The organism is Acidobacteriota bacterium, from assembly GCA_016716905.1.
GTDB lineage: Bacteria > Acidobacteriota > Vicinamibacteria > Vicinamibacterales > SCN-69-37 > SYFT01.
In genome coordinates, this window is the sequence record JADJUS010000005.1 from 13,546 (window position 1) to 38,869 (window position 25,324).

Here is a 25,324-nt window from a genome sequence, read left to right on the forward strand (position 1 = left end):
CAAGGTCGGCTGACCGATTGCGGCCGGGCGGGTGAATGAGTATCGTGTGCGCATGCTGAACCACCCCCTTGCACGTTCGCTCGCGCTGGTCGCCTGTGCCGCCACGTTCGCCGTCGTCCTGACGGGGCCTCCCCTTGCGGGCCAGGCCAAGCCGGTGGCCGGGGCGCCGGTCTTCAAAGTGGATCCGAGCTGGCCGCTCGAGATGCCCAACAACTGGATCCTTGGCGCCGTCACTGGCGTGTTCGTGGACGCGAAGAATCATGTCTGGGTGACGCACCTTCCCGAAACGCTGACCGAGGAAGAGACGTCCATGACGCAGACGCCGCCCATCGCCACGTGCTGCCAAGCGGCACCCACAGTGCTGGAGTTCGATGCGACTGGGAAGATCGTCCAGGGCTGGGGCACGGGTCCGATGGACGACACGTCAAACTGGCCGCGCAACCCGCACGGCATCTTCGTGGATCACAACGACCATGTCTGGATTGGCAGTTATCAGCACCACCGTGTGATGAAGTTCACGCGCGACGGCAAACTCCTGCTCACCATCGGCCAGTACGACAAAAATGCCGGAAGCGCCGACACGACCCTGATGGGCGGTCCGGCCGGCATCTGGGTGGACCCGAAAACCAACGAGGCGTTTATCGCCGACGGGTACCGGAACCGGCGCGTGATTGTGGTGGACGGCGCCACGGGCAAGTATCTCCGCCACTGGGGCGCCTACGGCAAGCCTCCCGACGACACCGCGAAGTTCGACCCGAAATCCATGATGAGCGGCGCCCTGCCGACACAGTTCTCGACGGTGCACGGTCTGACGGGCTCAAACGACGGCCGGATCTATGTGGCCGACCGTCGCGGCAACCGCATCCAGGTGTTCGATCAGTCGGGCAAGTTCCTGGCCGAGAAAGTGATCGCCCCTGCCACGCTCTCGTCTGGGTCGGCCTTTGTGATCGTGCTCTCACCGGATGCCCAACAGCAGTGGCTCTACATGGCCGACGGCACGAATCACAAAGTGTGGGTCCTTCGGCGTTCCACGCTCGAGGTCGTCGGCGAATTCGGCCACGGCGGCCGCCAGGTGGGCCAGATGCTGCGCCCGCATGGCATGAGCGTGGACTCGCAGGGCAACCTTTACGTGGGCGAGGCGTCCACCGGGAGGCGGGTGCAGAAGTTCGCGATCCAGCGCCGATGACACCGGGAGCCGGCATGCAATTGAGGGTTGAGGATTGAGTGATTGAGGATCGGGATTTTACGGATTGCTGATTGAGGATCGCTGATGGGAATTGGCGGATGGGGGGATCGCGGGATTTCGGGCCATCGCGCGATCGGCGATGACTCACCGTCCTTTTTCATCATTTCGACGCCGAGAATCACCGTAGAGTGAGGTGTGTCGTCAGCGATACAGGCCTCGCTCTTCGCGATCCTGGTGGCCATGCCGGCCGCTGCCCACGCCCAATTGGTGGTGCTGAGTCCCACGCACGAGGTGCGTGACGATCTGCCGGTGCTCAGGCGCCATGAAGACCCGTCTCGCGCCACTTCAGCGCTGACCCGCGGATTCTCGGGCCGCCTCCTGCGCTTGTACGCGCTCGAACAGGAGTTCCTCCGCCAGAAGACGGGCCGCGTGCCCGAACCCGCGTACCTCGTGCTTTCGAATCGCCAAGGCGGCTTCCCACAGTTCGGCTTCTATCTCGACGATGAGAAGAAAGCGGGCGTGGGTTGGGTGGACCTCCACCGGAACTCCCGCCTGACGGGCCGATTCGGCGCCGTGGACCAGATCTTCCCCCACGAACTGCTCCACGTCATTGCCCACCAGCTGGCCGGCGAACCGCGGCGGAGCGGCGGCAATCAGATGCACGCCGTGGGCGTGCGCTCAGATCCGGTCAATGCCTTCGCGGAAGGGTTCGCCGAGCACGCACAGATTCTGGCCATCGACGATGAGGACGCGGACGATGAGACAAAGCGGCTGCGCGACAATGCCGCCCTGCGTGTGCAAGCGGATCACGCGGTGGAGACGTATACGCGGGACCTCACGCGTTCCTGGTGGCCGATTCAACCGTCGCGGATGCGTTTCATGCTCTGGTGGGGACAGGCCGAGCAGGTGCAGCGCTACCACGCGGTGAAGGCGAACCTCTTTGCGCGCACGCCGGCCATTCCCCCCTCGTTGCTGGCGCGCGAAGACAAGTACCGCGCGTACCTCGTCCAGAACGTCGTGCCGGGAACCCCGCAGGGCCCAGCCAGGCCCGCGGGCGTGATGATGTCGATCGACGGCGCGGTCGCGCACCTGTTCTGGCGGCTCGTGACCGACACGGCTCTGCAGGCCAGATACAGGGACGGGGAGTTCTACGCGTCGTTCGGCACATCGGCGGACCGCGTGTCGCCACTTGAGAACGTCTACCTCAAGATCTTCGCGGTGCTCTACGCCGGGAGGCCCTCAACGGCGGCAGACACCGTACGATCGTGGTCGCGGGAATTTCCCGAGGACGCACCGGATATTGAGCGCGTCACGCGCGAGGCCCTGTTGGGACAGCGCCTTCCTGACGCGGCAGAAATCTGGCTGGCCAACGACGCGTTTATCACCGGCACCAGCCTGTTCGATCAATATCGGGGGCTTCCCCGCCCGCACACGTTCGACGCCAACGCAGCCACCGAGCTCGACTGGCTCACCGTGCCGGGCGCCACACCGGCGATCGCCGCGCAGTTCCTGGCGGCAGCGCCCTATGCGACGCTCGACGATTTGCTCGCCCGGCCGTCACTGACCACCGACCTCCGGGCGCGCATCATGAGCATGAGCGCCACCATGACCCGGCTGCAATCCCGCGCGACCGACGAAGAGGAGTCGCTGAGCCTGTCGGCCATCGTCACGCCGTACCTGTGGCGCCTGGGTGCCCTGGCCATCGCGGCCACGGTAGCCGGCGCATGGCTGTCGCGGTTCGCCGGGGTCCGCCGCACCTGGGCGGCGGCACTTGTCTCGCTCGCCTCCACGCTCATCGTCATCGCCCTGGCGTGGATCGTGACAAGCCCTGCCTGGTACCCGTTCGCGGCGCCTGCCCTGCTGGGCGGCGCACCGTGGGGCCTCTGGCGCCTCGCCCGCCGGGCTCGACTCGCGCCCGCCTTGCAGCCGTTGGCGATCTGGACGCTTGCCGCCGTGCCGGCGCTGATCCTGACGTATCGTTGGTGAGGGCCTTCGGTCTTCGTTCATAATCTCGGCGGCGAACCCCTTATGTCACAACGACTCCTCCTCCTGTTTCTCCTCTCCGGCACCGCCATGACCGTGTCGGCCCAAGTCACCACGCCCCAGACGGCATCTGCCGCAACGGATGACCTCAACGCCTTCTTCAAGCCGGTCAAGTGGCGCTCGATCGGCCCCTTTCGCGGCGGACGCTCGGTGGCCAGCACCGGTGTGCCAGGCGACCCGAAGACCTACTACATGGGCACCACCGGCGGCGGCCTGTGGAAGACCGACGACATGGGCATCAGCTGGCGCAACGTCTCGGACGGGTTCTTCAAGACCGGGTCGGTCGGCGCGGTGGCCGTGGCCGAAAGCGACGTGAACGTCGTGTATGTCGGCATGGGTGAGCACGCCGTGCGCGGCGTCATGACGCACCATGGCGACGGCGTGTACCGGTCCACCGACGCGGGCAAGACATGGAAACACATGGGCCTGGGCGAAACCCAGCACATCTCACGCATCATCGTGCACCCGAAGAACCCCGACATCGTGTACGTCGCTGCGCAAGGCGCTCTCTACAGTTCGTCGAAGCAGCGCGGCGTGTTCAAGTCCACGGACGGCGGCACCACCTGGAAAAACGTGCTCTTCGTCGACGAGCGGACGGGCTCCTCGGAACTCTCGATGGACGCGACCAACCCGCGCATCATGTATGCGGCGATGTGGGAATACGGCCGCCTCCCGTGGAAAGTCATCAGCGGCGGCTCCGGCAGCGGCCTGTACAAGTCCACGGACAGCGGGGAGACGTGGGAACGGATGAAGGAGGGCCTGCCCGAGGAAATGGGCAAGATGGCCATTGCCGTCAGCCGGTCGAACCCCGAGAAGGTGTACGCCCTGATCGAAAGCGACTCGAACAAGGACGAGCGCGGCCTCTACGTGTCGAACAACGCCGGCAAGAGCTGGAGCAAAGTCTCGGGCGACTCGCGCCTGGTCCAGCGCGCGTGGTACTACATCGAACTCTTCATCGATCCAAAAGACGAAGACACGATCTACGTGCTGAGCGCGCCGATGTTGCGCTCAGACGACGCCGGAAAGACCTGGACGGTGATGTCGGCGCCCCATGGCGACTTTCACGATTTGTGGATCAACCCTGCCAACCCCGACAACTTCGTCCTCTCGAATGATGGAGGCGCCTCAATTACCTTCGACCGCGGCAAGAGCTGGGCCGTGCAAAGCAACATGCCCACCGCCCAGTTCTACCGCATCAACGTGGACAACCAGTTTCCCTACCGCATCTACGCCGGCCAGCAGGACAACTCCTCCGTCTCGATCGCCAGTCGTGAACTGGGTTCCGGCGGCATCACCACCTCCAGCTGGACGTCATCAGCCGGAGGCGAGAGCGCGTTCCTGGCATTCGATCCCGACAATCCGAGATACGTGCTCGGCGGCAGCTACCAGGGCACGATCGAGGTCCTTGATACCAAGGCCACCGCGGGCACCAACATCATGGCAGCGCCGATCCAGTACCTGGCGATGGACGCCAAGGACATGAAATACCGGTACAACTGGAACGCGCCCATCATCTGGAGCAAACACGAGCCGAACACCTACTATCACGGCGCCCAGTTCCTGCTGAAGACCTCGGATATGGGCAAGACGTGGAAGGAAGTCTCGCCCGATCTCACGCGCAACATCGCAGAAAAACAGGGCAAAGGCGGCGGCCCGTACACCAACGAAGCCGTCGGCGCCGAAAACTACGGCACGCTCGCCTACGTCATGGAATCGCCCCACGAGAAGGGCGTCATCTGGACGGGAAGTGACGATGGGCTGGTGCAGGTGACGAGGGACGGCGGCACAACGTGGAAGAACGTGACGCCGCCGGGCCTGGCCGAATGCCTGATCAATGCGATCGAGGTCTCGCCATTCGACAAGGCGACAGCCTACATCGCCACCACGCGATACAAATTCAACGATCATGCGCCCGGCCTCTACAAAACCACCGACTACGGCGCGACGTGGACGAAGATCGACAACGGCATCCCGGGCAACGCGTTCACGCGTGTCGTGCGCGAGGATGACGTCAGACGCGATTTGCTCTATGCCGGCACGGAGATTGGCGCGTTCGTGTCCTGGAACGGCGGCAAAGACTGGTCGGCGTTTCAGTTGAACCTGCCGGTGACGCCGATCACCGACCTGCGTGTCCACAAGGGGAACCTGATCGCGGCCACCTCGGGCCGGGCGTTCTGGGTCCTCGACGACTTGTCCCTGATTCGTCAGTTCAAGAAAGACACGCCCGCGTTCTCGATCTTCCAGCCGGGGCCAGCGATTCTCGCCAACGGTGGAAGCGAGCTGAACGAATCGGACGAAGAGTTCACTGGAGCGAACAAGTTCCGCGGCGTGAACCCCGCCAATGGCATCGTGCTCTATTACCAGCTTCCCGAACTGCCAAAAACCGACGACATCACGCTTGAGATCACGGATGCGGAAGGAAAAGCCGTTCGCACGTTCTCTTCGAAGAAGGCTGACTTCAAGAAGTGGGACGGCGGCCCCGACGCTGATGCCACGTTGCCCAAGGGCAAAGGCCTGAACCGTTTTGTCTGGGACATGCGGTATCCCATCATCCCGGGGGTGCCTGGCGTCTACATCGAGGCCAGTTATGACGGGCACAAGGCGATTCCGGGCAAGTATCGATTCACCCTCAAGATGGGCGCGCAGACCGCGACGACCGAGGCGGAAATTCTCGCCAACCCGCTCTACTCCACCACCGCCTCAGGCTACCGCGACTATCACGCCATCATGTCGAGGATGGAGGCCGACGTCACGGCCATGCACAAGGCCGTCAACAGCCTGTACGAGAAACAGAAACAGCTCGAGGCCATCCACACGGCACTGCCGGCCGGTGACAAGTTCGCGGCCGTCAAGCGCGATGCCGACGCCCTCCTCAAGAAAATGAAGGCGTGGGACGACGCCATGGTGCAGCGCAAAGCCAAGGCCTACGACGACGTGGAAAACTTTGTGAACATGTTCACGGCCAACTACCTGTTCCTGGTCAACCAGACCGAGAGCGACGTGCCTCGTGTGAATCAGTCGTCGCTCGACATGCTCGAGAAGATGAACGCCGAATGGACCGCGCTCAGGCGCCGGTCCGAAGACATCCTCGGCACCGACCTGCCCGCGTTGAACAAGAAGCTCTGGGATCTGGGCTACGGCGCGATCTGGAAGGAATGAGGGGCGGCCAGCTTCGCCATGAGGGCCGGTAGTGGCATTGGCCCGGCGAAGATGGTCCCCTGGGCGCAGTGCACGCCTTGCGCGCGCAGGAACTCCACCTGCTCGCCAGTCTCCACCCCTTCGGCGATCATCGCGAGCTTCAGCGTCTTGGCCATCCCGATGATGTGAGAGACGACCTGGCTTGTGGCGGCCTCGGTGCCGATGGTGTCCACGAACAGTTTGTCGATCTTCAGGCAGTCGAACTTGAAGGCCTGAAGTAACGACAGGCTGGAGTACCCGGTGCCGAAGTCATCCACCGCGACGCGGATGCCGTCAGCCCTGAGCCGGCGGACGATATCCACGGCCAGGTCCGGCCGCGTAAACCCACGCTCGGTCGCTTCCACCATGAGATTCGCCGGGCCTGCGTGAGTCTGCTTCGCCAGACCGCGCAACAATTCGACGGTTTCTTCGCTGTGCAGGTCTTCAGCCGACAGGTTGATCGCCAGGTAGAAACCCGGATGCGCCTTGAACAACCGCGAGGCATCAACCGCCACGAGTTGCACCACCCGTTCGGTCACGCGGCGGATGAGGCCGGCATCTTCCGCAACGGGGATAAACAAGTCGGGACGTACCATTTCTCCGCCCGGGCGGCGCCACCGGAGCAGCACCTCGGCGCCGACCCACGCGCCTGACTGGAGGTCGACGATCGGCTGGTAGACCACGAAGAACTCGCCGCGCCGCATCGCGGTGCGCAGCACGGCAGGCATCGCCAGCTGGATCCTGGCCAAGTGAAGGACCGCAAACGCCAGGGCCAGACCCGCGGCCATCCCAACCGGCACCAGCACCATCGCTGCCGACCGTGTGCGCTCAATCAGATGCCGGAGCGGCACGGCTGCAACCGACCCAAATCCATACCGCTGCGAAATCGCGACCCCCACGACATAGTCGCCGTCTACAAACGTGGCTTCCTGCCTCCCCCGCGCGGCGGCGATCCACTCGGTTTTCAGGAATCCGCGCGACGTCATGATGCGTCCCTGCGCGCTCGCCAGCGTGGCGAGCGACACATCCTGCCCCTGCGTACTGATATCGATGGGCAGGTCCTTGTGAACGATGGCGGCGTATCCGTCTCGCTCCACCACCATGAAGGTGATGCCCTTCGCAAAGGGCATCGCCACATTCGCCCGGAACTTCACGCCTGAGGGCTGCATCAGGTCCACGGGGCCCAGTTCGATCGCTTCACCCAGCAGCGACGAGCACACGAGCCGGTTTCCTGACACGTGACCAATGGTCTGGATGTAGGACGACGCCAGGTCGATGCTCCGCATCAGCGGCAGGTTCGCTTCCGCGCACGGGTCTCCCTGGACCGACGCCACCAGGCTGCGGATCGCTGTATCAATCTGGTCGGCCGTCACTTCAGACCGGCGCAGGATGTCACGCGCGTACTGGAGCGCCCGGCCGGCTTCCGCGTCACGCCCCGTCTTGTTGGCCACGTACACCGCCAGCATGATCGGCGCCGCAATCGCGAACAGGGCCGCTCCGAGGGTGACGATGGTGGCCAGGCGCTTGCTCACGTGGCGGACAATACCACCGCTCGGGCGGGCGGGGCCTGTCATAAAATCGGTGCGGAGAGGCGGAACCGGACATGGCAAACATGCACGAGATTGACTACAAGATTTTTGGCGACGACATGCAGTTCGTCGAAGTGGAGCTCGACCCCAACGAGGCGACCGTGGCGGAAGCCGGCGGGATGATGTACATGGACGACGGGATCGAGATGGAGACGATCTTCGGCGACGGGTCAGCCCAGCAGAAGAGCGGCGGCTTCATGGGTGCGCTCATGGGCGCAGGCAAGCGCCTGCTGACCGGTGAGTCGTTGTTCATGACCGTGTTCCTGAACCGCACCAATCGCCGGCGCAAACTGGCCTTCGGCGCGCCCTACCCCGGCAAGATCGTCGCCGTGCATCTTTCTGAAATTGGCGGCGTGCTCATCGCGCAGAAGGACTCGTTCCTCGCGGCCGCCAAGGGTGTCAGCGTGGGGATCGCGTTCCAGCGGAAGCTCGGCGTTGGCCTGTTCGGCGGTGAAGGCTTCATCATGCAGAAGCTCGAGGGCGACGGATGGGCGTTTGTGCATGCCGGGGGCACGTTGCACGAGCGCACGCTCGAACCCGGCGAGATCCTCCGCGTCGACACCGGCTGCATCGTGGCGATGATGCCATCGGTGAACTACGACATTCAGTACGTGGGGAAGATCAAGACGGCGCTGTTTGGCGGTGAGGGATTGTTCTTTGCGACTCTGACGGGGCCTGGCAAGATTTGGCTGCAGTCGTTGCCGCTCAGCCGGTTGGCGAACCGAATCGTGGCGGCGGTGCCCGGCCTCACGGGCGGCCGCAAGGAAGAGGGTTCGGTGCTGGGCGCCCTCGGCGGTTTACTCGACGGCGACGGCCGGTAGACGGCAGGCCCCGCTGGGCATCTCAGCGGCGATCAGAGGTCGAGCCAGCGACTGAGGGCGTCGGTCACGGCTCCGAGTTCCTCACCCTCGCACCGCCCAACGGCCCGGCTCACCGCCGATCGCGGCACACTCACGATCTTGTCCACCATCACTTGGGAGGGCCGGTCGAGGCCTGTGCGCTTCCCGGGCGGAAGGCTGACCCGAAACAAGGGCGCGTCGATCACCTCTGACGTGATCGGACACACCGTGAGGCTTGAGTGTGTGTCGTTGAACAGGTCCGACTGGACGATGAGGGCCGGACGCGGCTTACCGGTGTACGTGCCTCGCGCGGCGACCACCACAATGTCGCCCCGTTTCACCGCCAGCCCCGGTCGTCGGCAAGCTGATCAATGAACTTCAGGGTGTCCTTGTCGGCGCCCTGGCGACTGGCGAGAATCGACTGCCGCCTCGCGGCAATCGCGGGATCCTCGGCTGGTTCGTTGAGGGCTTCCTCGAGAATGGCGCGAGCGGCCTCACTGCGCGTCAGGCGCTGCCGCCGCGCTTCGGCGGTCAGTCGCCGGTCAAGCGCCTTCGGCACACGGATCGTCAGGACGCTGGATGGCGCTGAGGTCTTCATGGTGTATACAGTATACACCGCGGGATGAGCAATCCGTTGGTGGGCCTAAAAGGCCCGCGCCAGCACCCCCCGCACGTCGGCCACGGTCACCGGCCGTGGGTTCCCATACGACGATGAGGCGACCAGTTCGGCCGCGCGGTCCAGGTCCGCTTCGCGAAGACCGAGATCGCGGAGCGAGGCCGTGAGGCCAAGTGCACGATTGAGGGCCGTCAGGCCTACAGCCGCGTCTTCCACTCCCAGCGCGCTCGCGATTCTCGCCATCGCCTCGGGCGCTGAGGGCGCATTGAAGGCCACCACGTGCGGCAGGACCGCGGCATGAGTCTGCGCATGCGGCAGGCCAAACGTGCCCCCGAGCACATGACAAATCTTGTGATGCAGGCCCATCTGGGCGAGTTCAAGGGCCACCCCTGCCGCGTGCGCACCCCGGAGCGCCAGCAGGCGCGCGTCGACGTCGGACGGTTGCTCCACGATTCGAGGCAGCGCCTGGGCCAGCGATCGGATGGCGGTGCCCGCCGCCAGGATAGCCTCCACGCTGACGCGGGCGGCCCACATCGCCTCCACCGCATGCGCCATCGCATTCATGCCGCTCGCCGCGCTTACGCCGGCCGGCAGGTCCAGCGTCAACTCGGGATCGTAGATGACGAGCCGGGGACGCACCGCGGGGTTACGTCCCGTCCGCTTGTGCTCGCCCTCCGTCAGGCCCCAGATGTTTGTCATCTCCGAGCCGGCATAGGTCGTGGGAACGGCGACGATCGGTAGGCCTCGCTCGAGGGCCACGGCCTTCGCCAGGCCGACCGCCGACCCGCCGCCAATCGACAACAACGCATCAGGCCTGGACCGGTCGGCGGCCTCAATGGCCTCGCGAACGTGCGCCACGGGAACGTGGAGAGCCGCCCGGTCGCACACGCCCGCCAGCCGATCGCCCAGGTGGCGGCGGACAGTTTCCAGAGTGTCTGTTCGCCCAGGCGTTGTGATCAGGAGCGGCCGGTAAACGCCGATCGCATCAAGTTCGGCGGTGATGCGCGCAATTGACCCGGCGCCAAACACAACGCGCGGGGGCGTTTGAGACATGTTCAGACCGCCACGGCGTCGAGCACACCCTGCGCGAACTCGATCTCATCGTCGTTCACCAGGTGCCCCATGCCGGGATAGATCCGGGTCGTCACTGTCGCACCGAGGCGTGTGAACGCGTCAGCTGTCTCGAGGACCCGCAGTTCAGGCACATGTGAGTCACGATCACTGCACCCGAGAAACACCGGCGTGCCATCGAACCGTCCGGTGGAGTGCCATGTCGTTCCGGGCGGACCGATGGCGCCGCCGCTGAAGATGATCACGCCGCCGAAGCGGGACGCCTGGCGAATCGCGAATTCGGCCGTCAGGCACGCGCCCTGGGAAAATCCCATCAGGACAATGCGTGACCGCGGAATGCCGGCGGTCTCGATCCGATGAACCAGCCCCGCCAGCACGTCGAGGGCTGAGGACAGGGCCTGGTTCATTGCTCGCCACGTCGGCCATGAAGCTGAACGGATACCAGGTGCCTCCGGCCGCCGCAGGCGCGAGGTATGTGAGATGAGGCCGATTGAAGCGAGTGGCCAACTCCAGGATGTTTTCAGGAGCCGCGTTGCGGCCGTGGACCATGATGACGGCGCCTGGCGCCTGCCCCAGCGGGCTTCCGGCTTCGACTACGGGCTGACCTTCGTGTGGCAACACGTCAGTACTCCACCGTGTCGAGGCCGGGTTCGATTTGCCTCCGGTATGGCTCCTCCCATGGCGGCAACTTCAAGTCGCGGCCGAGGGAGGCGAGCGGCTCATCGACGTCAAACCCGGGCTGCATCGTGGCCACTTCGAACAGTACGCCACCTGGCTCGCGAAAGTAGATCGACTGGAAGTAGCAGCGATCGCGCACATCGGTGACTCGCACGCCCATCTGGAGGAGTTCCTCACGCAGTCGAACCTGCTCGTCGCTCGTGGCGATCGCCATCGCCACGTGATGCACCGTCCCGATGCCGTTGATCGCGGCTGCGGCATCGGGTTGTTCGACAATGTCGATGAAGTGACCTGGCGAGTTTCCACCAGCGGCCACCCGCGTGCGCGTGCCCTCCTGACTGACCACCTTGTAGCCGAGCACGCCGGTCATCAGTTCGAGCGTCGGCCCAGCCGCGCGCACAGTCATCGTCACGCTATGAAGGCCGCAGATGGCCTCGGCCGCGTCAACGCCATTTCCGGTCCAGGGCACTCGAGCGTCTGCTGTCGTACCGATGAGTTCGAACCACAGGCCGGACGGATCAACGGTGGCCACCGCGTCTTCACCAAAACGCGTGGCGACGTCGCGGACCTCCGCACCGTACGCTTTCAGCCGATCGCGCCAGAAGCCGAGAGACGCTGCGGGGACCGAGAATGAAGTGGTCACCACCTGTCCGGCGCCCTTGGCACCTGCGCGCACACCGTGGCCCTTGTAGGGGAAGGTCGTCCAGATGGTGCCCGGCGTGCCCCGCTCGTCGCCGTAGTAGAAGTGATACACGTGGTGATTGTCGAAGTTGACGGTCTTCTTCACCAGCCGCATGCCCAGCAGGTCGAGGCAGAAGTTCAGGTCACTCTGGGCATCGTCAACGGTTGCTGTCACATGGTGCAGCCCAAGGATGTGGTGAGTCATTCTGGTTGTTCCTCGAAGTCCACCTCATCATCATCGAGCGGCTCGCCAACCATGGCGTGGGGGTTCCGCTCGTTGTACAGCTCACGAAGGCTGAGGAAGTAGTCTTCTTCAGACACAGGCTTCATGGTGCCTGCGGAATAGAGCTTCACCCACACGCCCTCAGGCGTCCCATCGCCCGTCAACGGCTGGTACGACATCAAGGTCACATCCTCGAATCGCTCCGCCGGGTCGCCGTACGCACGTCGGCCTGTGATGGTCCCGTACAAGCGGCCCGCCCTCTGGAACGTCGACGTCTTCATCTGACTCCCCTTGTCCTGGTCAGATCTGACCGGCATCACATAGAGACAAGAGACAACGGCAAACGGGAATCTCAAATGTAGCGTGATCGACTCGGTCGTGAGATCACCGAACCGGTTCTTGATGTTCTTTGAGAAGTTCCCTTTTCCCGAGTAGTCGAACTCAGTCTTGCTGCCTTTGATCTTTGGAAAACTGGGGAAGTTCAGACTCTTGATTGTGACCGCCAGCATCAGGCCGTGGCGGTCGTCCGAGTACGAGACATCAACACGCTTCGGACCCAAGCCGCCCTGGAACTCCTTCTCCTTGACGATCTGGATCTGTCCTTTCTTCTTGCCTTTGACCACCAGATGTCTTTGGGGTTTGATCGACTCGAATTCCAGGCTGCGCAACGAATCGGCAACTTCAATCGCCAACTGATGGGAGAGTTGCTCTGAATATGCCTTCTTGTCAGCCTGAGCCGCAGTGTCCGGGGGAATGACTCCAGCTCGAAGTACTGCGTCCCTGAGTGCCATCTTATCTTCCTGTCCGTCTATTTCGAAGCAAGGTCGTTGCCTCGGTCAGCCGCGTCAAGTCACGTCGTGACATCCCCAGCGTGTCCAGCATCAAGCGGTCCACATCAGCATGAAGAGTCTCGACCTCACCAGTCCGGGCCACCCGATCAAGATCGGCGACTCGCTGAGGGCTGGTCGGCAGCAGCGGAACCAGAACCTGGGCCGACTCTCTAGGCTCCAGTTTGAGCATTCCACCGCCCAAACTGTGGCCTTGAATCTCGCAACTCAAGGCGGTCAGGGTCGAGTACCAAGATGCGACCAATTGAGACCCTGTCGCGGTGGCATCGCGTCGCATCCGAACGACGTGCAGAGTATTTGGTGCCACCGCTCTTGCGGAGTTCAGAAACAATTTTGGTTTCGTTCCGCTCATGTACGTGAGAAATGCATCGCCGACATAGACGTGGGGCACCGCGTACCAGGGGTCCCGAACTCGACACTTGTATCCCTTGGTCACGCCGGCTCGCCTGCCCATCGAAAGGTAGGCGAGTGTCGCACGGTCAACGACCTCATCGCTCGGCCGAATCCTGAGCAACAGATTCCTTTCACCCGCCCTGTTCAGTGCACGCCAGTCATCCTTCGAGAAGACTGCCCCAACCACTCGGCGCCCATTTCTGATCGACTTTACAAGGAAGCGTCGAGGGATCGCGCGCCTAGAGGCTTCGGCATCCGATAGGTGGAAAAATTCGTTGTTTCCGGTCACATATCCGATGCCGACGTCGGCAACTGACCCCAGGCGGGTCACCGCGGGATGCGCAGCGAGTTCCGCGTACAACGCTCGCGTGGACCTAGGCAGAAGGTGCTCAACAAACCGCGTCACGCCTGGGGTCCATCCACCGGTAGATGTCCCCGTGCCGGACTCGAGGGTCTGGTCGCTCATCGTGGCGAGCGCTTCGGGCCCCTCGATGTCGTGCACTGTCAGCTCCTGGAACTCGGCGCCGCGTCCCTCAGCAAGGATCAGCACTGTGTCTTCAGAAAGTTCCGGAAACAGTCGCCGCCCAAACGACAACAGCTTCACCTTCGAGAACGAGCTGCAAAGAAACCGTACTACTGGTTGGGCATAAGACGCGTGAGCCAGCTCGGCCGGAGCCACCATGGCCATCCGACCACCGGCTCCAATGAATGTGGTGGCGTGAATGAGGAACGGCGCCCAGGAGCTACTTAACTCTGAGAGTTTTACCCCAGCCTCTTCCGCGCGGGCCAGGGCCTTATACCTGCTTTCCCCCGCAAACCTCTGATAACGAATGAATGGTGGATTGCCAACGACCGCCGTCACCAACCCGAACGTCGCCGAAGCGAAGTCAAAAAAGTCTCCTCGTAGGACTGTCGGCTCCGGCCTGAGGGTCGAGAGTATCCGCGCGGTGGTTCGATGAGTTTCCGGCGATAGCTCGATGCCGGTAATCTGATGGTCGCCTTGGCCGCCAAGATCCAGCAGTCTCTGTCGCGCAGCCACCAGGAAGACGCCCTCGCCTGCGGACGGATCCAGTACCGTGTCCAATGGGCTCCGAATCGCCCAAGACGCCAGGAAGGCCGCCACCCGATCAGGCGTGTAAAACGCCCCGAACTCTTTGCGAACTTGTTGCGAGAGCTGGCTGCTCATTGGCGGTGGTGTCACGTTAGCAAAAGCCGCCGGTCCCAGCAACGCGCCTCTTTCGCCCCAATGCCGTCCCTGCTACGCTTGCGGCCTCGATGTCAGGGAGGAACAGCATGGCAAACACAGCGAGGGTGGCGATCGCGGCCCTGGCCATGCTGTCTGCCGTGCAGGCGCAAGACTGGCCGCAGATGCTTGGCCCGTCCAGGAATGGCGCGTATGCCGGCCCGCCGCTTGCCACAAGCTGGGGCGCCCAGGGCCCGAAGGCCGTCTGGCGAAGACCAGTCGGACACGGACTGAGCGGCCCAGTCGTCGTGGCCAACCGCGTCATCCTCTTCCAGCGGCTCGGCAATCGTGAGGTGGTCGAGGCGATGGATGCCACGACCGGCGTCACCCAGTGGCGCCATGACTATGCCACCACCTACCGCGATGACTTCGGGTTCGACGATGGCCCTCGGGCGGTGCCGGTGGTGGCCGATGACGTGGTCTATACCTTCGGCGCTGAAGGCCAGTTGCACGCCGTGAGCCTGGCCAGCGGCAAAGCGCTGTGGCATGTGGACACCATGGCGCGATATCGGGTGCCCAAGAACTTCTTCGGCGCCGCCGGGTCACCCGTCGTTGAAGATGGGCGCGTCATCGCCAACATCGGTGGCCCCAACGCCGGCATCGTCGCCCTTGACGCAAAGACCGGGCGCGAACTCTGGACCGCCACCACGGACGGGGCCAGTTATTCGTCCGGGGTGATGACGACGGTCGGCGGGCGACGACTCGCGCTGTTCCTGACCCGGGCGGGCCTGGTTGGTCTCGCGCCGGCCACTGGCGAGGTGGTGCTGCAACGGCCGTGGCGATCGCGGTCGGCGTCGTCGGTCAACGCCGCTTCACCGCTCGTTGTTGGCGACCGCGTGTTCATCTCGGCAGAGTACGGCCCTGGCGCGGGCGTCTTCCGCATGGGCGACGGGGCCCTCACCGAACTGTGGTCATCGAATGACGCGCTCACGACGCACTACGCGACCAGCGTTCACCACTCCGGCATCCTGTTCGGCTATCACGGACGCCAGGAACAGGGGCCGAGCCTGCGCGCAGTGGAGCTGGCTACGGGCAAGGTCCGCTGGACGGTCGATCAGTTTCGCGCCGGAAGCATCACGCTGGCCGGCGACCTTCTGGTGGTGATGCGGGAATCGGGCGAACTGGTGATCGCCGACGCCTCACCGGACGGATTCCGACAGAAGGCGTCAGCACGCGTTCTGCCCGGTACGGTCCGTGCGCTGCCAGCGATCGCGGGCGGGTTTCTCTTCGTGCGCAACGACGACACGCTGGTGTGTCTGGACCTGCGGGCATCACGATGAGGGCGATCGCCCTCGCGCTGGTGGTGCTGACCGCCGCACCGCTTTCCGTAAGCGGCCAGTCGGTCGGGCAAGTCCTGGACCTGGCGGTCGCGCACTTTCGGGCCGGTCGCATCACCGAGGCAGTGGCGGGTTTCGATCGCGTGGCGGCACTCCAGCCGGAGGCAGCGCCGCAGCTCTGGCAACGGGGCATCGCGCTGTACCACGCGGGCCGCTTCGAGGCATGCCGGCTGCAGTTCGAATCGCATCGCACGGTCAATCCCGCCGACGTCGAGAATGCGGCGTGGCACTTCCTGTGCGTCGCAAAAGCCGAGTCACCTGCTGCGGCGAGGGCGAAGATATTGCCGGTGGGCCCCGACGGGCGCGTACCGATGCGTGAAATCGATCTGATGTTTCGGGGGCGACTCGAGCCGGCCGACGTGCTGAAGGCGGCCGCTGGCAGTCCGTCAGCCGAGTTTTACGCTCACCTTTATGTCGGCCTGTATCTGGAATCTACGGGCGACACTGCGCGCGGTCTTGCCGAAATCCGTCTGGCGGCGTCCGCCGCCTACGCCCGTGTCGGCGGCTACATGCATGACGTCGCGCGCGTGCATCTGCTGTCTCGCTGACACGTGTCAGCGCGGCACCTCCCACACCACCGTCCACACATCGGCGTAGTGCTGGCGGAAGCCGTAGCGCGCCAGCATCTCGCCACGCCAGTCACGCGGGTCGAGCAGGACATTAGTCACATCCAGCGAACGCAACGACGACAACATGGCGTCCTTGTCGCAATCGGCCGAACGGACGCCGAAGTACAAACAATTGAACCCGGGCAGTTCACGGTACTTTCGCAACGCAAACTCCGGTCGCCTTGAGAGGTACCCGCCCGCGAGCGGCCGTTCGTGCGACGTCTGGTAATACATCGTCTGACTGCTTCGCAGGCGCGGGTCAAGCACAACGCCGCCGGGCACCGGCCAGGCTCGGCATGGGCGGCAGCGGCCTGACTCCCATCTGGAAGGCAACGTCGGCGCACACGAGCAGCAGAAGGAGCGCCCCGGCGAGGAGTGCCCGTGTCCGGCCCTCCCGACCAGCGACAGCGGCCGTGAGCACGGCGACGCCGACGCTCATCGCCATGTACGAAATCACCAGATAGCGGCCAGACTGGGCCACCGAGCCCAACAGCGGGATCTTTGCCCACAGCATGAAGGGCAGGGCGAACGGGAATGGGCCGACCCGCACCTCCTCTCGCAGGATTAGCAGCCGCGGTCCCATCGACAACGCGAGGAACAGGAAAAACAGCACCACGACGAATCGGACCGTTGGGTCTTTGCGGCCCGACCAGAAACCCGCCAACGCAAGGGGCAGGACCACGATCCCCAGATAACAGGCCGTCCCGACACGGCCGAGATCGGTCCACACCGTCGGGGACAGGTGCAGCCCCTTCAGCGATTCGCTGTAGATCGACGTCGGCGAAAACGGCAGCAGATATGACCAGAGGTCAGGAATGAAGTCGAGCCTGCGCCCCACATCAATCTCGAAGCCATAGCTGAAGACGTAGTACGCCACCATGGCGAAATACGGCACCGCCACGAGGGCTGAGAATGCAAGCGCACGGCCGAATCCGGCAACCGTGGCCGCCAGATGCCCCGACGTCCACCATCGCCAGGCAAACACGCAGACGGTGACGTTGGCGGCAAACACAACAGTGACGTCGCCGGTAAACAGCAACAGCACCACACTCAGCGCCAACAGCACCTTCGACAGTCGCGGCCGCGCCGGCGTGTCGGACGTGGCGTGCAGCAGGCACGCGAGATACAACGGAAGAACCCCGCTGTAGAGCATGTTGGTCCAGCCGGCGGCGGCCTTGCTCACGATGAACGGACTCAACATGAAGGCGACCCCGCCCACCACGCTTGCCCAATGGTGCCGGGTGACCACGCGGCACAGGGCGTACGCGCCGAGGCCGGCCACGGGAAAGCCGGCGATGATTACGAGGTTGCATGAGAGTCCAGTGGAGAAGACCGACGACAGCAGGACGATCGCCGACGTCTGGATCGGTGTCAGGAAGTGGAAGACGAGCGGCGTGCCGTACGGCACGAACAGCATGTCGGTGAAGTACGGGTTGGCGCCGGCGAAGAGGCTCCGCTCGATCCACCATGCATTCCACAGCACCTGCAGGTGATCCATGGGCTGGATCGCGGTCGGCGCCGTGATGAGCCCGGAGCCGAGGCGTCCCAGCACGGGCGCGAGAAAGGCCAGGGTGATGCCCAGATAGGCACCAAGCGCGACGATCGGCTGGTGCCAGCGCAGGCGCATCACCCTTCCGGATCGGCTTACGAGAACGCGGCGCCCACGAGGATCTTTCCAATTCGCATCCACGGCGACCCGTGCGAAATGCTGTTGGTCTGCGTCGGCTGGCCCTTCGCGTCGCCGCCCGTGCCGAACATCTTCCACGTGGACTGGTTGCCGACCGCGTTCAGGTTGGCCCAGAAGTCCGTGGTGATGGCCTGGTAGGTCACGTTCGTGGCCATGCGGGTCACTTTGCCGTTCTTGACTTCCCAGAACGCGTTGCCGCCGAACTGCCCGTTGTAACGCTGCTGGTCAATCGAGTAGCTGCCGCGTCCGTCGATCATCACGCCGTCCTTCGTGTCGGCAATGATCTCTTCGAGCGAGGGCCCCTTCGGGTCGTAGTCCATATGGACGTTGGGCATGCGCAGGAAGGGATAGTCGCGCCACGATCCGGCACCGGTGCAACCGCGGCTTTCCTTCTCGCCGATGTAGTGCGCGGTCTCACGGTTGGTCTGCAGCCCCACCAGGATGCCTTCGCGAATGAGCGGCCAGCTCTGCGTCTTCACGCCGTCATCGTCATACCCAACGGTGCCCATGGCGCCCGGCATGGTGCGGTCGCAGGTCATGTTGAACAGCTTGGAGCCGTACTTCAGCTTGCCGAGGTCCGACACCTTGATGAAGCTCGTGCCGGCGTAGTTGGCCTCATACCCCATGATGCGATCGAGCTCGGTGGGGTGCGCCACGATCTCATGCAGCGTCAGCATCGCATGTGACGGAGACAGGATCAGATCCTTCACGCCGACGCCAATCGGCTTCGCGGTGCAGAACTCAACCGCTTCCGACGCGATGCGCTCGGCGTTTTCGATCATCTCCGACTCTTCGGCGGTTTCCCAGCCGGCGGTCTTCGGCACGGCCGTGAACTGCCGCGATTGCGTCACCTCACCCACCCGCGCCGTCACACTGAAGCTCGGCTGTGTGTCGTAGATCTCCTGTTCGATGTACGACCCTTCAGACGACGCGAAGTACTTCCACTCGTAGCCCATGTTCACGCTGCAGTTCACGTTCGTGACCTGCGGGTTCTTCATGACGATGTCGACGACCCGCTGGACGAGCTGCTGCTGCTCGGTGACAGGCACCGTGGTCGGGTCTTTCTTCATCGGCGACACCCAGTGGGCCGTGTAGGCCGGCACCGGCGCCAGCCGCACATCAAACGTCTTGGCCACCGCGCTCGCCTTGGCCACGTCGATGGCCACGTTCGTGATGCGACGAATTTCGTCTTCGGTCACGATCGGGCTGGACGCAAAGCCCCACACGCCGCTGTGAATCACGCGGACGCCGAATCCCGCCGGACCGCGCGAACCTTCGCGCCCGCCGAAGGCCGCAAATCCCTGCGGACCGCCGAAGCCGCCACCGCCACGACCGCCGCCGCGACCGCCGCCACCACCACCCCGGCCGCCGCCTCCGCCACCGCGGCCGCCGAATTCACCGCCGCCTCCGCGACCGGCGTTGTTGCTGCCGTTGGCGTTGACAGACATCGATGCCTGGCGCGTGAAGCGCACGTCTGCGTAGGTGCAGCCCGCAAGCTTGGCCTGCGCGAGGACCATGTCTCCAAGGCCCTTGAACTTGGACTGCAGGGGATTGCCTGCGGGCGTCTGCGCGAGCAGATCGCCGATGAGGTCATGGGACGCGAGGACAACGCCCGAGGCGCCGACCGTTTTGATGAAGTCTCTGCGGGTGAAAGCCATGATGGTGTCCTTAGACGGCCGGTGAAATCGACGTCATGTAAAAGTCTTCGATGCGCACAGGGGGAATGAGCGCGCTGTTGCCGCCGTCGTACGACTCGCCCATCGACATGGGCACGGGCTTGCCGACGAGCGACACGTTGTTGTAGCCCACGAGCGGCGACATGTTCCACAGGAAGTTCTGGACGGGCATGGTGATTTCGCCGTTCTCGATGAGGAACAGCCCGTCGCGCGTCATGCCGGTGTTGAGCAGCGTGGCGTTGTCCACGCCGCGGATGCCCAGAAGAACGTCACGAGCAGGCCCCGTTTGGTTTGCTTGATCATGTCAGCCGTGCTGAGGTCAGACCCTTCCATGACCAGGCTCATGTTGACGTTGGCCTTCGGGCTCGTGCTGTTGGGGCCGCCGGTGAGGTTACGCAGCACACCCTTCTCAAGCCAGGTCACCGGTGCCGCAGGTGTGTTGTCGCCCAGCATGGTGGTTTGCCGCAGGATCGGATTGCCGATGTCGCTCTTGAGCGTGAACAAGTCGCTGGAAGATCTTGTCGCCCGGCTTCTTCCCTGCATGAACTGGCCGCCACCGCCACCGAAGATGCCGGTCATGAGCGACAGGAATCGCGCGTTCGCGCGCGGCTCAAGAATCACGGTGTAGCGCCGGGTTCCAGCGCTCGTGCCTTTCGGCTGTCGAGCGCCTTCTTGACGCGACCTCGGTGATTTCCACTGGGTTGATCATGCCGATGTCCTTGATGCCGGTGATGCCGGCCCAGCCGGAACCCGACCCGTCAGGCATACGGCACGTCAGGATGAAGCTCGCGTCGGCCACTTCATAAAACGCAAACAGCCCCTTGGTGTTGGCTTCACACGTCGTCTGATGGTTCTTCGGGATGAAGCCCGACCCGACCGTGCCCATCTTCTTGCTGATGTCGATGCTGGTGCGCACCATGCGCGCGCGTTCGGCGGGACCAAAACTCTTTGCGCTCGGCAGCGCGGCGTCCACCGGAATGTACTCCTGCGGCCCCATCAGGACGGGTGGTGTGGCGCGATCGGGGGCGCCCCTGCCATTGGTCATGGCTTCGTCGAATGTCAACTTGAGCGAGGTGTCGCTGAAGTCGCGCGTGGCGGACGTGCCCACTTTCGCGCCCACGTGCGTCGTGATCGTCAACTGTTGATCGAACTGCACGAGATTGGCGGAGATTGACGAGTTGGCGAAGCGCGTGCCCGACCGTTCCGAGGAGGAAAAATTCACCTCGATGTTGTCCGCGCCGGACATGTTGAAGATCTTGTCGGTGATGGCCTTGACCTGATCGCGTGAATACATGGTGATGCGAAGGTTACCGCTGTCCGCCGCGTCGGCGCAACTGCGATCGGCTATTCTCCAGAACGTGATGCGGTCGGTTCTTGCATGGTGTATGTTCGCGGGCGTGGTCCTCGTGGCTGCGAGCGTGGTGGCCTGGCTCGCGGGAGGCATCAGGGCAGACATACTGGGCCTCCCTATTCGAGCCACCGATCCCTTGAGACCGCTGGGCCTGGCCGCGGCGCTCTTCGTCATCCGACTCATCGGACTGCGGTGGCACGGCGTCAACACCGACGTGACAGCGATGCGGGCCCTGTTCAGGCCCCAGGTGATCGCGGCCGCCCTCACCGTGCTCATCGTAGGGACGTCGCTCCAGATCAACCACGGTGCCGCAGGTGGCTCCGACGCGTTCGGCTACGTCAGACAAGCCGACGGATGGCTCGCCGGGGACTTGACCATCGATCAGGAGTGGCTGCGCGACGCGCCGTGGCTGCACCTGCCGCGCATCGCCGCGCCACTGGGCTACCGGGCCGGCGGCTGGCGGTCTCTCGAGTGTGCCGGTCTATCCACCGGGCCTGCCGCTGCTCTTCGCGGGAGCGAAGTGGCTGCTCGGGCAATGCGGCAGCGTGGCTCTGGTGGCCCTGATGGCGGGCCTTCTGGTGGCCACCACGCACAGGATCGGCCGGCGCATGGGCTCACCGCAGGTCGGTGCGGCCGCCGCGTGGATCGTCGCCACCAGCCCCGTCGTCATCCACATGATGGCGTCACCGATGAGCGATGTGCCCGCGGCGGCACTGTGCGCGGTGGCGATTCTGGGGTGCCTGCACACGTCACGCACCCGCGCACTGCTGGCCGGAATCACCATGGCCGTCGTGGTGCTCATGCGGCCGAATCTCACGCCACTGGTCGGCGTCCTCGGGTGTGGTTGCTTCTCGCCGATCGTCAGGCCCCCACCTGGCGGGCTCGCGCCATGCGATGCGCGATCTTCTGCGCGGGCGCGGCGCCCGGCGCGATCGGCATGGCCCTCTTCAACCAATCGGTGTACGGATCACCGACGGCGTCCGGCTATGGCGACCTCGATGGCTTTTTTTCGTGGTCGTATATCGCCCCCAACATCTGGAACTACTCGACCTGGCTGCTGCAGAGTCCCACACCGCTCGTGGCGTTGGGCCTGGCGGCGTTGGCCATACCGGCGGGATGGCTGCGAAAATCGCATGGCCTGATGCAGGCCAGCGTGCTCGTGTGTGTTGCGGCGTGCATGCTGGCGACGCATTTGCCGCACCAGGTGTTTATCGACTGGTGGTACCTGCGGTTTCTCCTTCCGGCCTGGCCGGCATTGGCCATCGGCACCGCGTGGCTCGCCACAAACACCACCGGCCGCGCATACGGCCGCGCCGGAATTCTGGCGCTGGTCCTCTGCGGAGGCTGGGGCCTGTACTACGCGTACGGACACGATTCATTCCGGGTCGGCTGGGGCGAACTTCGCTATGTGTCGGCCGCGCACGCCGTTCGCGCGATGACGCGGCCGGGCAGCGTGATTCTTTCGAGCCAGCATTCCGGCTCAGTGACCTATTACGGCGGCCGCCGGTCCCTGCGTTATGACTGGATTGAGCCCCACCGGCTTGACGATGTGGTGCGCTGGTTGAACGACCGCAACCACGACGTGTACATCCTGCTTGAAGAGTGGGAAGTCGAGCGGTTCCGAGCGCGTTTCAAGAACACGCCGCTCGGCGGGCTGGCGGACGCGTCACTGGTGTTCCACCAGAAGGTCAGTACACCTGTCTTTCTGTACGACACGCGGCCACGCGCCGGCAATCAGGTCTACACGATCGACACGTTCATGTCATCCGCCGTCAGATGCTGCGCGCCCTCGCGCTGACGCCACAGGCCTCGGGCTTGAAGATCAGGCCGAGCTACGTCGGGAACGGCCGAGCTACGTTGGGAAACGGCGAGCTCTGGGACAGGAACCAGTACGTAGCTCGGGCCGTTCCTCAAGCCCGAGAGTGCGCTAGCGCTAACCGCGGCGGCGGCGCAGCCACCACTCGCCCGTGGCTGCACGCGCATGAACGGAATGAGCCACCAGACTGAACGCATGGGACGCCAGGGCTGCCTGCACCGGCGCGGCCAGTGCGGCAGCCAGTTGCGCGGGTAGTGCCGACAACTGCGCCTCTGGCACGCACGCCGCCCCGATCTGGGCCGAGGCGGCCATCGCCGCCAGGCCCGTCCCCATCGCTCGCTCGGCGCTCACCCATGCGTCGGCATCGCCATCGGCGCCCACCACCAGTAGTTCGGCCGCGCCCGCGGCGTCGCTATTCGGTGGTCACGTCGAGCCGGTATCGTCCCGGCACGTCAGGTCGCGGAATTCAACCACTCGGGCGACCCCATTCGCAGATGGCGATGATGACGCCAGAGCCGAACAGGCGACACCGCGCAAGAGGTGGCGCGCATCTGCGCGGTGGAGACCCGCTCGAGAACGACAGAACTCCGACGCTCGTCGACTGCGCCGGCACCAGGACTCGCCGAGCCAGTGCAACGCTCACGAGCGGAGGTGGCGTTGCTTACAGCGGCGGCGGTGGCACGCCAGAACGCCGAGAATCCAATGGCGGCGGCCGCACGCGCGCGCCACCCGTCCATCGTGCTGCTCACCACGACTCGCCCCGCTGCCGACGAGCATCGCCACTGGAAATCGGCGAGCAGCTGATGGGTCGGCCTGGCCAAATGTCGCGAGCGGTGCGGCGAGCGGTGGCCAACGCATGGCCAGAAGAACTCGCTCGCCGTGAAGCCCTCGCCACCCCTCAACCCGAACCGGTTCTGCGCGACGGTCCTCCCCGCCATGGGCCTGACCCGTCAGTCGAAACAGGACGGGGTCGTCTCTGTGCCTTCGGGCAGAAGAACGACGGCGCCGGCGCTCTCGCAGATACCGCTCGAGGGACGCCGCTTCACTGGCCCCGAGCGCATCGGCTGCGCCCACAACCACGAGATCGCCGTCGAGCGCGCGCGGATCTGCTGGGGCGATGCCGGTGCCGGTCGGTCTGCACCGCGGATGCGCTGCGACGGCGACGATACGAAGGCTGTGGTGACCTGGGAGAAGCGCGCATCCGTTTCGAGCGCCCGACGCACGAATGTGGCGGCATAGGCGGGACGGCCGTCAAACGCGAGGACGCGCCAGACACGTAGGGTCACATCGAGCACCGATCGGCGCGCGGCATCAGTGCGACCGGTGGCGGTGGCCTCCACGCGCACACGCGCGAGGCCGGGCCGTGCCGGGACAAACGTCAGCGCACGGTGATGCGCTAGTCATCGCCCGCGACGCTTTCACCCTGTAATCCGCAGGCCTTCAACCACGAGCGCGACGGTCACCGCGATCGCCGGAGCCGTCAACGGACACCGTCGCCACGACCGGTGCCACCGATCGATCGAGGCCTGTGCCGGGACCCGAGGTCAAGCACGCAGGCCGAGCGTGACGCCTGCCGGGCGTGACCGCAAAGACCACGGTCGACTGGGGAGGCCGCCATTCTTCGGGGACGTCGGAACCAGCCAGGACGTAGGCGGCGGCGCCCGCCACATCAACTCGGGAAACCGCAAACCTCGATTCAGCGCCGCGGCAACCGCGCGGCCAGATCAGGTCGGACGCCGTCGCATGCGCCACCACCACCCGTCGGTCGCACCTGGGGGACCCTGAGGAAGCAGGATCGACCACAGCGGCAACGGCGATGAGTGCACGGCTGCCGCGCGAAGGATGCGCTCGCTCGTCACCGGCCGCCTCCTGAGCGAAGCGCGTCGGCGAGGGCTCCGAGCAAAGCCCGGGCGAGGATCCGGCCCGGCGGCGGTGCAGTGGCGAGTTCCCGCCAGGGCGACGGCCGTCAGCCGGGCCGCCGCGTCGCTTCGAGAGGCGCCGCGACACCTCGCGTTGGCGGCGGCGATCACCTGCTGACGCACTCAGTCTGCGAGGCGATATCCACGACGGGCCCCCACGCCCGTCGGCTGACGAGCAAGCGCGCGGCCGCATTCGGAGCCAGCAGATCCGCGAGCCGGCGTGAGATGCGGGCCATGCGCGGGGAGATATTATCGCTCACCGCGAGCAGTGCCGCGCGAACGGCTTCCATGTTATTATGTTGGTGCCGGGCCTCGGCGGGTTCAACACTTCGCATGCCGCGGC

Annotated in this window: 25 protein-coding genes and 1 pseudogene; 8 read left to right on the forward strand and 18 right to left on the reverse strand. The window is 64.7% G+C overall.

Going from position 1 to position 25,324, the window contains the following annotated elements; all coding sequences use genetic code 11:
• Positions 1 to 52 precede the first annotated feature (52 nt).
• The 3 genes from IPL75_12770 to IPL75_12780 all read left to right on the forward strand — a co-directional run bounded on the left by IPL75_12770 (position 53) and on the right by IPL75_12780 (position 6,388).
• Positions 53 to 1,186 (forward strand): hypothetical protein, encoded by a 1,134-nt coding sequence (locus IPL75_12770; GenBank protein ID MBK9241109.1) that lies wholly within the window; start codon positions 53 to 55, stop codon positions 1,184 to 1,186.
• Positions 1,187 to 1,381: 195 nt separating this feature from the next.
• Positions 1,382 to 3,172, forward strand: a complete 1,791-nt coding sequence (locus IPL75_12775) for a hypothetical protein (GenBank protein ID MBK9241110.1) — start codon at positions 1,382 to 1,384, stop codon at positions 3,170 to 3,172.
• Positions 3,173 to 3,214: 42 nt separating this feature from the next.
• Positions 3,215 to 6,388 carry a glycosyl hydrolase gene (locus IPL75_12780; protein ID MBK9241111.1) on the forward strand — a complete coding sequence of 1,058 codons (3,174 nt, stop codon included), beginning with the start codon at positions 3,215 to 3,217 and terminating at the stop codon, positions 6,386 to 6,388.
• Here the strand turns inward: IPL75_12780 and IPL75_12785 are convergent.
• Positions 6,364 to 7,938, reverse strand: coding sequence for an EAL domain-containing protein (locus tag IPL75_12785; protein MBK9241112.1), 1,575 nt, complete (start codon positions 7,936 to 7,938; stop codon positions 6,364 to 6,366). The genes IPL75_12780 and IPL75_12785 overlap by 25 nt on opposite strands.
• A gap of 71 nt (positions 7,939 to 8,009) precedes the next feature.
• Here IPL75_12785 and IPL75_12790 point away from each other — a divergent pair, with 71 nt between their 5' ends.
• A complete protein-coding gene (locus IPL75_12790; protein MBK9241113.1) occupies positions 8,010 to 8,816 on the forward strand; it encodes a TIGR00266 family protein in 807 nt (268 codons plus the stop codon).
• 32 nt (positions 8,817 to 8,848) lie between these two features.
• Here the strand turns inward: IPL75_12790 and IPL75_12795 are convergent, their stop codons facing one another.
• From IPL75_12795 to IPL75_12825, 7 genes and pseudogenes are all read right to left on the reverse strand, one after another.
• Positions 8,849 to 9,175 (reverse strand): type II toxin-antitoxin system PemK/MazF family toxin, encoded by a 327-nt coding sequence (locus IPL75_12795; protein MBK9241114.1) that lies wholly within the window; start codon positions 9,173 to 9,175, stop codon positions 8,849 to 8,851.
• On the reverse strand, positions 9,172 to 9,432 hold the full coding sequence (locus IPL75_12800) for a ribbon-helix-helix protein, CopG family (protein ID MBK9241115.1): 261 nt from the start codon (positions 9,430 to 9,432) through the stop codon (positions 9,172 to 9,174). Before IPL75_12800 ends, IPL75_12795 begins: the two co-directional genes overlap by 4 nt.
• Before the next feature lie 45 nt (positions 9,433 to 9,477).
• The gene (locus IPL75_12805) at positions 9,478 to 10,503 is read right to left on the reverse strand and encodes a maleylacetate reductase (protein MBK9241116.1); all 1,026 of its coding nucleotides are present in this window, start codon (positions 10,501 to 10,503) and stop codon (positions 9,478 to 9,480) included.
• A 2-nt stretch (positions 10,504 to 10,505) separates the two neighbouring features.
• A pseudogene (locus IPL75_12810) lies at positions 10,506 to 11,070 on the reverse strand (dienelactone hydrolase family protein).
• A 73-nt stretch (positions 11,071 to 11,143) separates the two neighbouring features.
• On the reverse strand, positions 11,144 to 12,085 hold the full coding sequence (locus IPL75_12815) for a ring-cleaving dioxygenase (protein ID MBK9241117.1): 942 nt from the start codon (positions 12,083 to 12,085) through the stop codon (positions 11,144 to 11,146).
• Complete coding sequence (locus IPL75_12820) at positions 12,082 to 12,894, reverse strand: hypothetical protein (protein ID MBK9241118.1); 813 nt, start codon at positions 12,892 to 12,894, stop codon at positions 12,082 to 12,084. The genes IPL75_12815 and IPL75_12820 overlap by 4 nt, the downstream gene beginning before the upstream one ends.
• A gap of 1 nt (position 12,895) precedes the next feature.
• Positions 12,896 to 14,530, reverse strand: a complete 1,635-nt coding sequence (locus tag IPL75_12825) for an N-6 DNA methylase (protein ID MBK9241119.1) — start codon at positions 14,528 to 14,530, stop codon at positions 12,896 to 12,898.
• A 107-nt stretch (positions 14,531 to 14,637) separates the two neighbouring features.
• Between IPL75_12825 and IPL75_12830 the strand changes: the two genes are divergently transcribed.
• Together IPL75_12830 and IPL75_12835 are read left to right on the forward strand one after the other, a co-directional pair.
• Positions 14,638 to 15,867: a PQQ-binding-like beta-propeller repeat protein gene (locus IPL75_12830; GenBank protein MBK9241120.1), complete on the forward strand. Its 1,230-nt coding sequence runs from the start codon at positions 14,638 to 14,640 to the stop codon at positions 15,865 to 15,867.
• Positions 15,840 to 16,472 (forward strand): hypothetical protein, encoded by a 633-nt coding sequence (locus IPL75_12835; protein MBK9241121.1) that lies wholly within the window; start codon positions 15,840 to 15,842, stop codon positions 16,470 to 16,472. The genes IPL75_12830 and IPL75_12835 overlap by 28 nt, the downstream gene beginning before the upstream one ends.
• A 6-nt stretch (positions 16,473 to 16,478) precedes the next feature.
• Here IPL75_12835 and IPL75_12840 read toward each other — a convergent pair whose 3' ends face one another.
• From IPL75_12840 to IPL75_12865, 6 genes are read right to left on the reverse strand one after another with little or no spacing between them, the layout of a single operon-like run.
• On the reverse strand, positions 16,479 to 16,814 hold the full coding sequence (locus IPL75_12840; protein MBK9241122.1) for a hypothetical protein: 336 nt from the start codon (positions 16,812 to 16,814) through the stop codon (positions 16,479 to 16,481).
• Entirely contained in the window at positions 16,792 to 18,162 is a 1,371-nt protein-coding gene (locus IPL75_12845; GenBank protein MBK9241123.1) for a hypothetical protein, read from the reverse strand. The genes IPL75_12840 and IPL75_12845 overlap by 23 nt, the downstream gene beginning before the upstream one ends.
• Before the next feature lie 14 nt (positions 18,163 to 18,176).
• A complete protein-coding gene (locus tag IPL75_12850; GenBank protein ID MBK9241124.1) occupies positions 18,177 to 19,877 on the reverse strand; it encodes a TldD/PmbA family protein in 1,701 nt (566 codons plus the stop codon).
• A gap of 10 nt (positions 19,878 to 19,887) precedes the next feature.
• Complete coding sequence (locus tag IPL75_12855; GenBank protein ID MBK9241125.1) at positions 19,888 to 20,142, reverse strand: hypothetical protein; 255 nt, start codon at positions 20,140 to 20,142, stop codon at positions 19,888 to 19,890.
• Positions 20,109 to 20,516: a hypothetical protein gene (locus IPL75_12860; protein ID MBK9241126.1), complete on the reverse strand. Its 408-nt coding sequence runs from the start codon at positions 20,514 to 20,516 to the stop codon at positions 20,109 to 20,111. Before IPL75_12860 ends, IPL75_12855 begins: the two co-directional genes overlap by 34 nt.
• Positions 20,506 to 21,351, reverse strand: coding sequence for a hypothetical protein (locus tag IPL75_12865; protein MBK9241127.1), 846 nt, complete (start codon positions 21,349 to 21,351; stop codon positions 20,506 to 20,508). The genes IPL75_12860 and IPL75_12865 overlap by 11 nt, the downstream gene beginning before the upstream one ends.
• Before the next feature lie 31 nt (positions 21,352 to 21,382).
• Between IPL75_12865 and IPL75_12870 the strand changes: the two genes are divergently transcribed.
• Positions 21,383 to 23,044: a hypothetical protein gene (locus IPL75_12870; protein MBK9241128.1), complete on the forward strand. Its 1,662-nt coding sequence runs from the start codon at positions 21,383 to 21,385 to the stop codon at positions 23,042 to 23,044.
• Positions 23,045 to 23,179: 135 nt separating this feature from the next.
• On the opposite strand, the gene IPL75_12875 is transcribed toward IPL75_12870, so the two are convergent.
• Positions 23,180 to 23,446, reverse strand: coding sequence for a hypothetical protein (locus tag IPL75_12875; protein MBK9241129.1), 267 nt, complete (start codon positions 23,444 to 23,446; stop codon positions 23,180 to 23,182).
• A 267-nt stretch (positions 23,447 to 23,713) separates the two neighbouring features.
• Here IPL75_12875 and IPL75_12880 point away from each other — a divergent pair, with 267 nt between their 5' ends.
• Positions 23,714 to 23,866 (forward strand): hypothetical protein, encoded by a 153-nt coding sequence (locus IPL75_12880; protein ID MBK9241130.1) that lies wholly within the window; start codon positions 23,714 to 23,716, stop codon positions 23,864 to 23,866.
• Between the two features lie 146 nt (positions 23,867 to 24,012).
• Here IPL75_12880 and IPL75_12885 read toward each other — a convergent pair whose 3' ends face one another.
• The 3 genes from IPL75_12885 to IPL75_12895 all read right to left on the reverse strand — a co-directional run bounded on the left by IPL75_12885 (position 24,013) and on the right by IPL75_12895 (position 25,271).
• Positions 24,013 to 24,402, reverse strand: coding sequence for a hypothetical protein (locus IPL75_12885; protein MBK9241131.1), 390 nt, complete (start codon positions 24,400 to 24,402; stop codon positions 24,013 to 24,015).
• A 100-nt stretch (positions 24,403 to 24,502) separates the two neighbouring features.
• Complete coding sequence (locus IPL75_12890; GenBank protein MBK9241132.1) at positions 24,503 to 24,814, reverse strand: hypothetical protein; 312 nt, start codon at positions 24,812 to 24,814, stop codon at positions 24,503 to 24,505.
• A 274-nt stretch (positions 24,815 to 25,088) separates the two neighbouring features.
• Positions 25,089 to 25,271, reverse strand: coding sequence for a hypothetical protein (locus IPL75_12895; GenBank protein MBK9241133.1), 183 nt, complete (start codon positions 25,269 to 25,271; stop codon positions 25,089 to 25,091).
• Positions 25,272 to 25,324: the final 53 nt, after the last annotated feature.

What these genes read in the sequence shown, in the direction of transcription:
- IPL75_12825 (MBK9241119.1), bottom strand. Translation starts at nt 14,530, where the DNA reads ATGAGCAGCCAGCTCTCGCAACAAGTTCGCAAAGAGTTCGGGGCGTTT.
- IPL75_12815 (MBK9241117.1), bottom strand. Translation starts at nt 12,085, where the DNA reads ATGACTCACCACATCCTTGGGCTGCACCATGTGACAGCAACCGTTGAC.
- IPL75_12830 (MBK9241120.1), top strand. Translation starts at nt 14,638, where the DNA reads ATGGCAAACACAGCGAGGGTGGCGATCGCGGCCCTGGCCATGCTGTCT.
- IPL75_12780 (MBK9241111.1), top strand. Translation starts at nt 3,215, where the DNA reads ATGTCACAACGACTCCTCCTCCTGTTTCTCCTCTCCGGCACCGCCATG.
- IPL75_12800 (MBK9241115.1), bottom strand. Translation starts at nt 9,432, where the DNA reads ATGAAGACCTCAGCGCCATCCAGCGTCCTGACGATCCGTGTGCCGAAG.
- IPL75_12770 (MBK9241109.1), top strand. Translation starts at nt 53, where the DNA reads ATGCTGAACCACCCCCTTGCACGTTCGCTCGCGCTGGTCGCCTGTGCC.
- IPL75_12790 (MBK9241113.1), top strand. Translation starts at nt 8,010, where the DNA reads ATGGCAAACATGCACGAGATTGACTACAAGATTTTTGGCGACGACATG.
- IPL75_12895 (MBK9241133.1), bottom strand. Translation starts at nt 25,271, where the DNA reads ATGGAAGCCGTTCGCGCGGCACTGCTCGCGGTGAGCGATAATATCTCC.
- IPL75_12805 (MBK9241116.1), bottom strand. Translation starts at nt 10,503, where the DNA reads ATGTCTCAAACGCCCCCGCGCGTTGTGTTTGGCGCCGGGTCAATTGCG.
- IPL75_12850 (MBK9241124.1), bottom strand. Translation starts at nt 19,877, where the DNA reads ATGGCTTTCACCCGCAGAGACTTCATCAAAACGGTCGGCGCCTCGGGC.
- IPL75_12865 (MBK9241127.1), bottom strand. Translation starts at nt 21,351, where the DNA reads ATGTCTGCCCTGATGCCTCCCGCGAGCCAGGCCACCACGCTCGCAGCC.
- IPL75_12820 (MBK9241118.1), bottom strand. Translation starts at nt 12,894, where the DNA reads ATGGCACTCAGGGACGCAGTACTTCGAGCTGGAGTCATTCCCCCGGAC.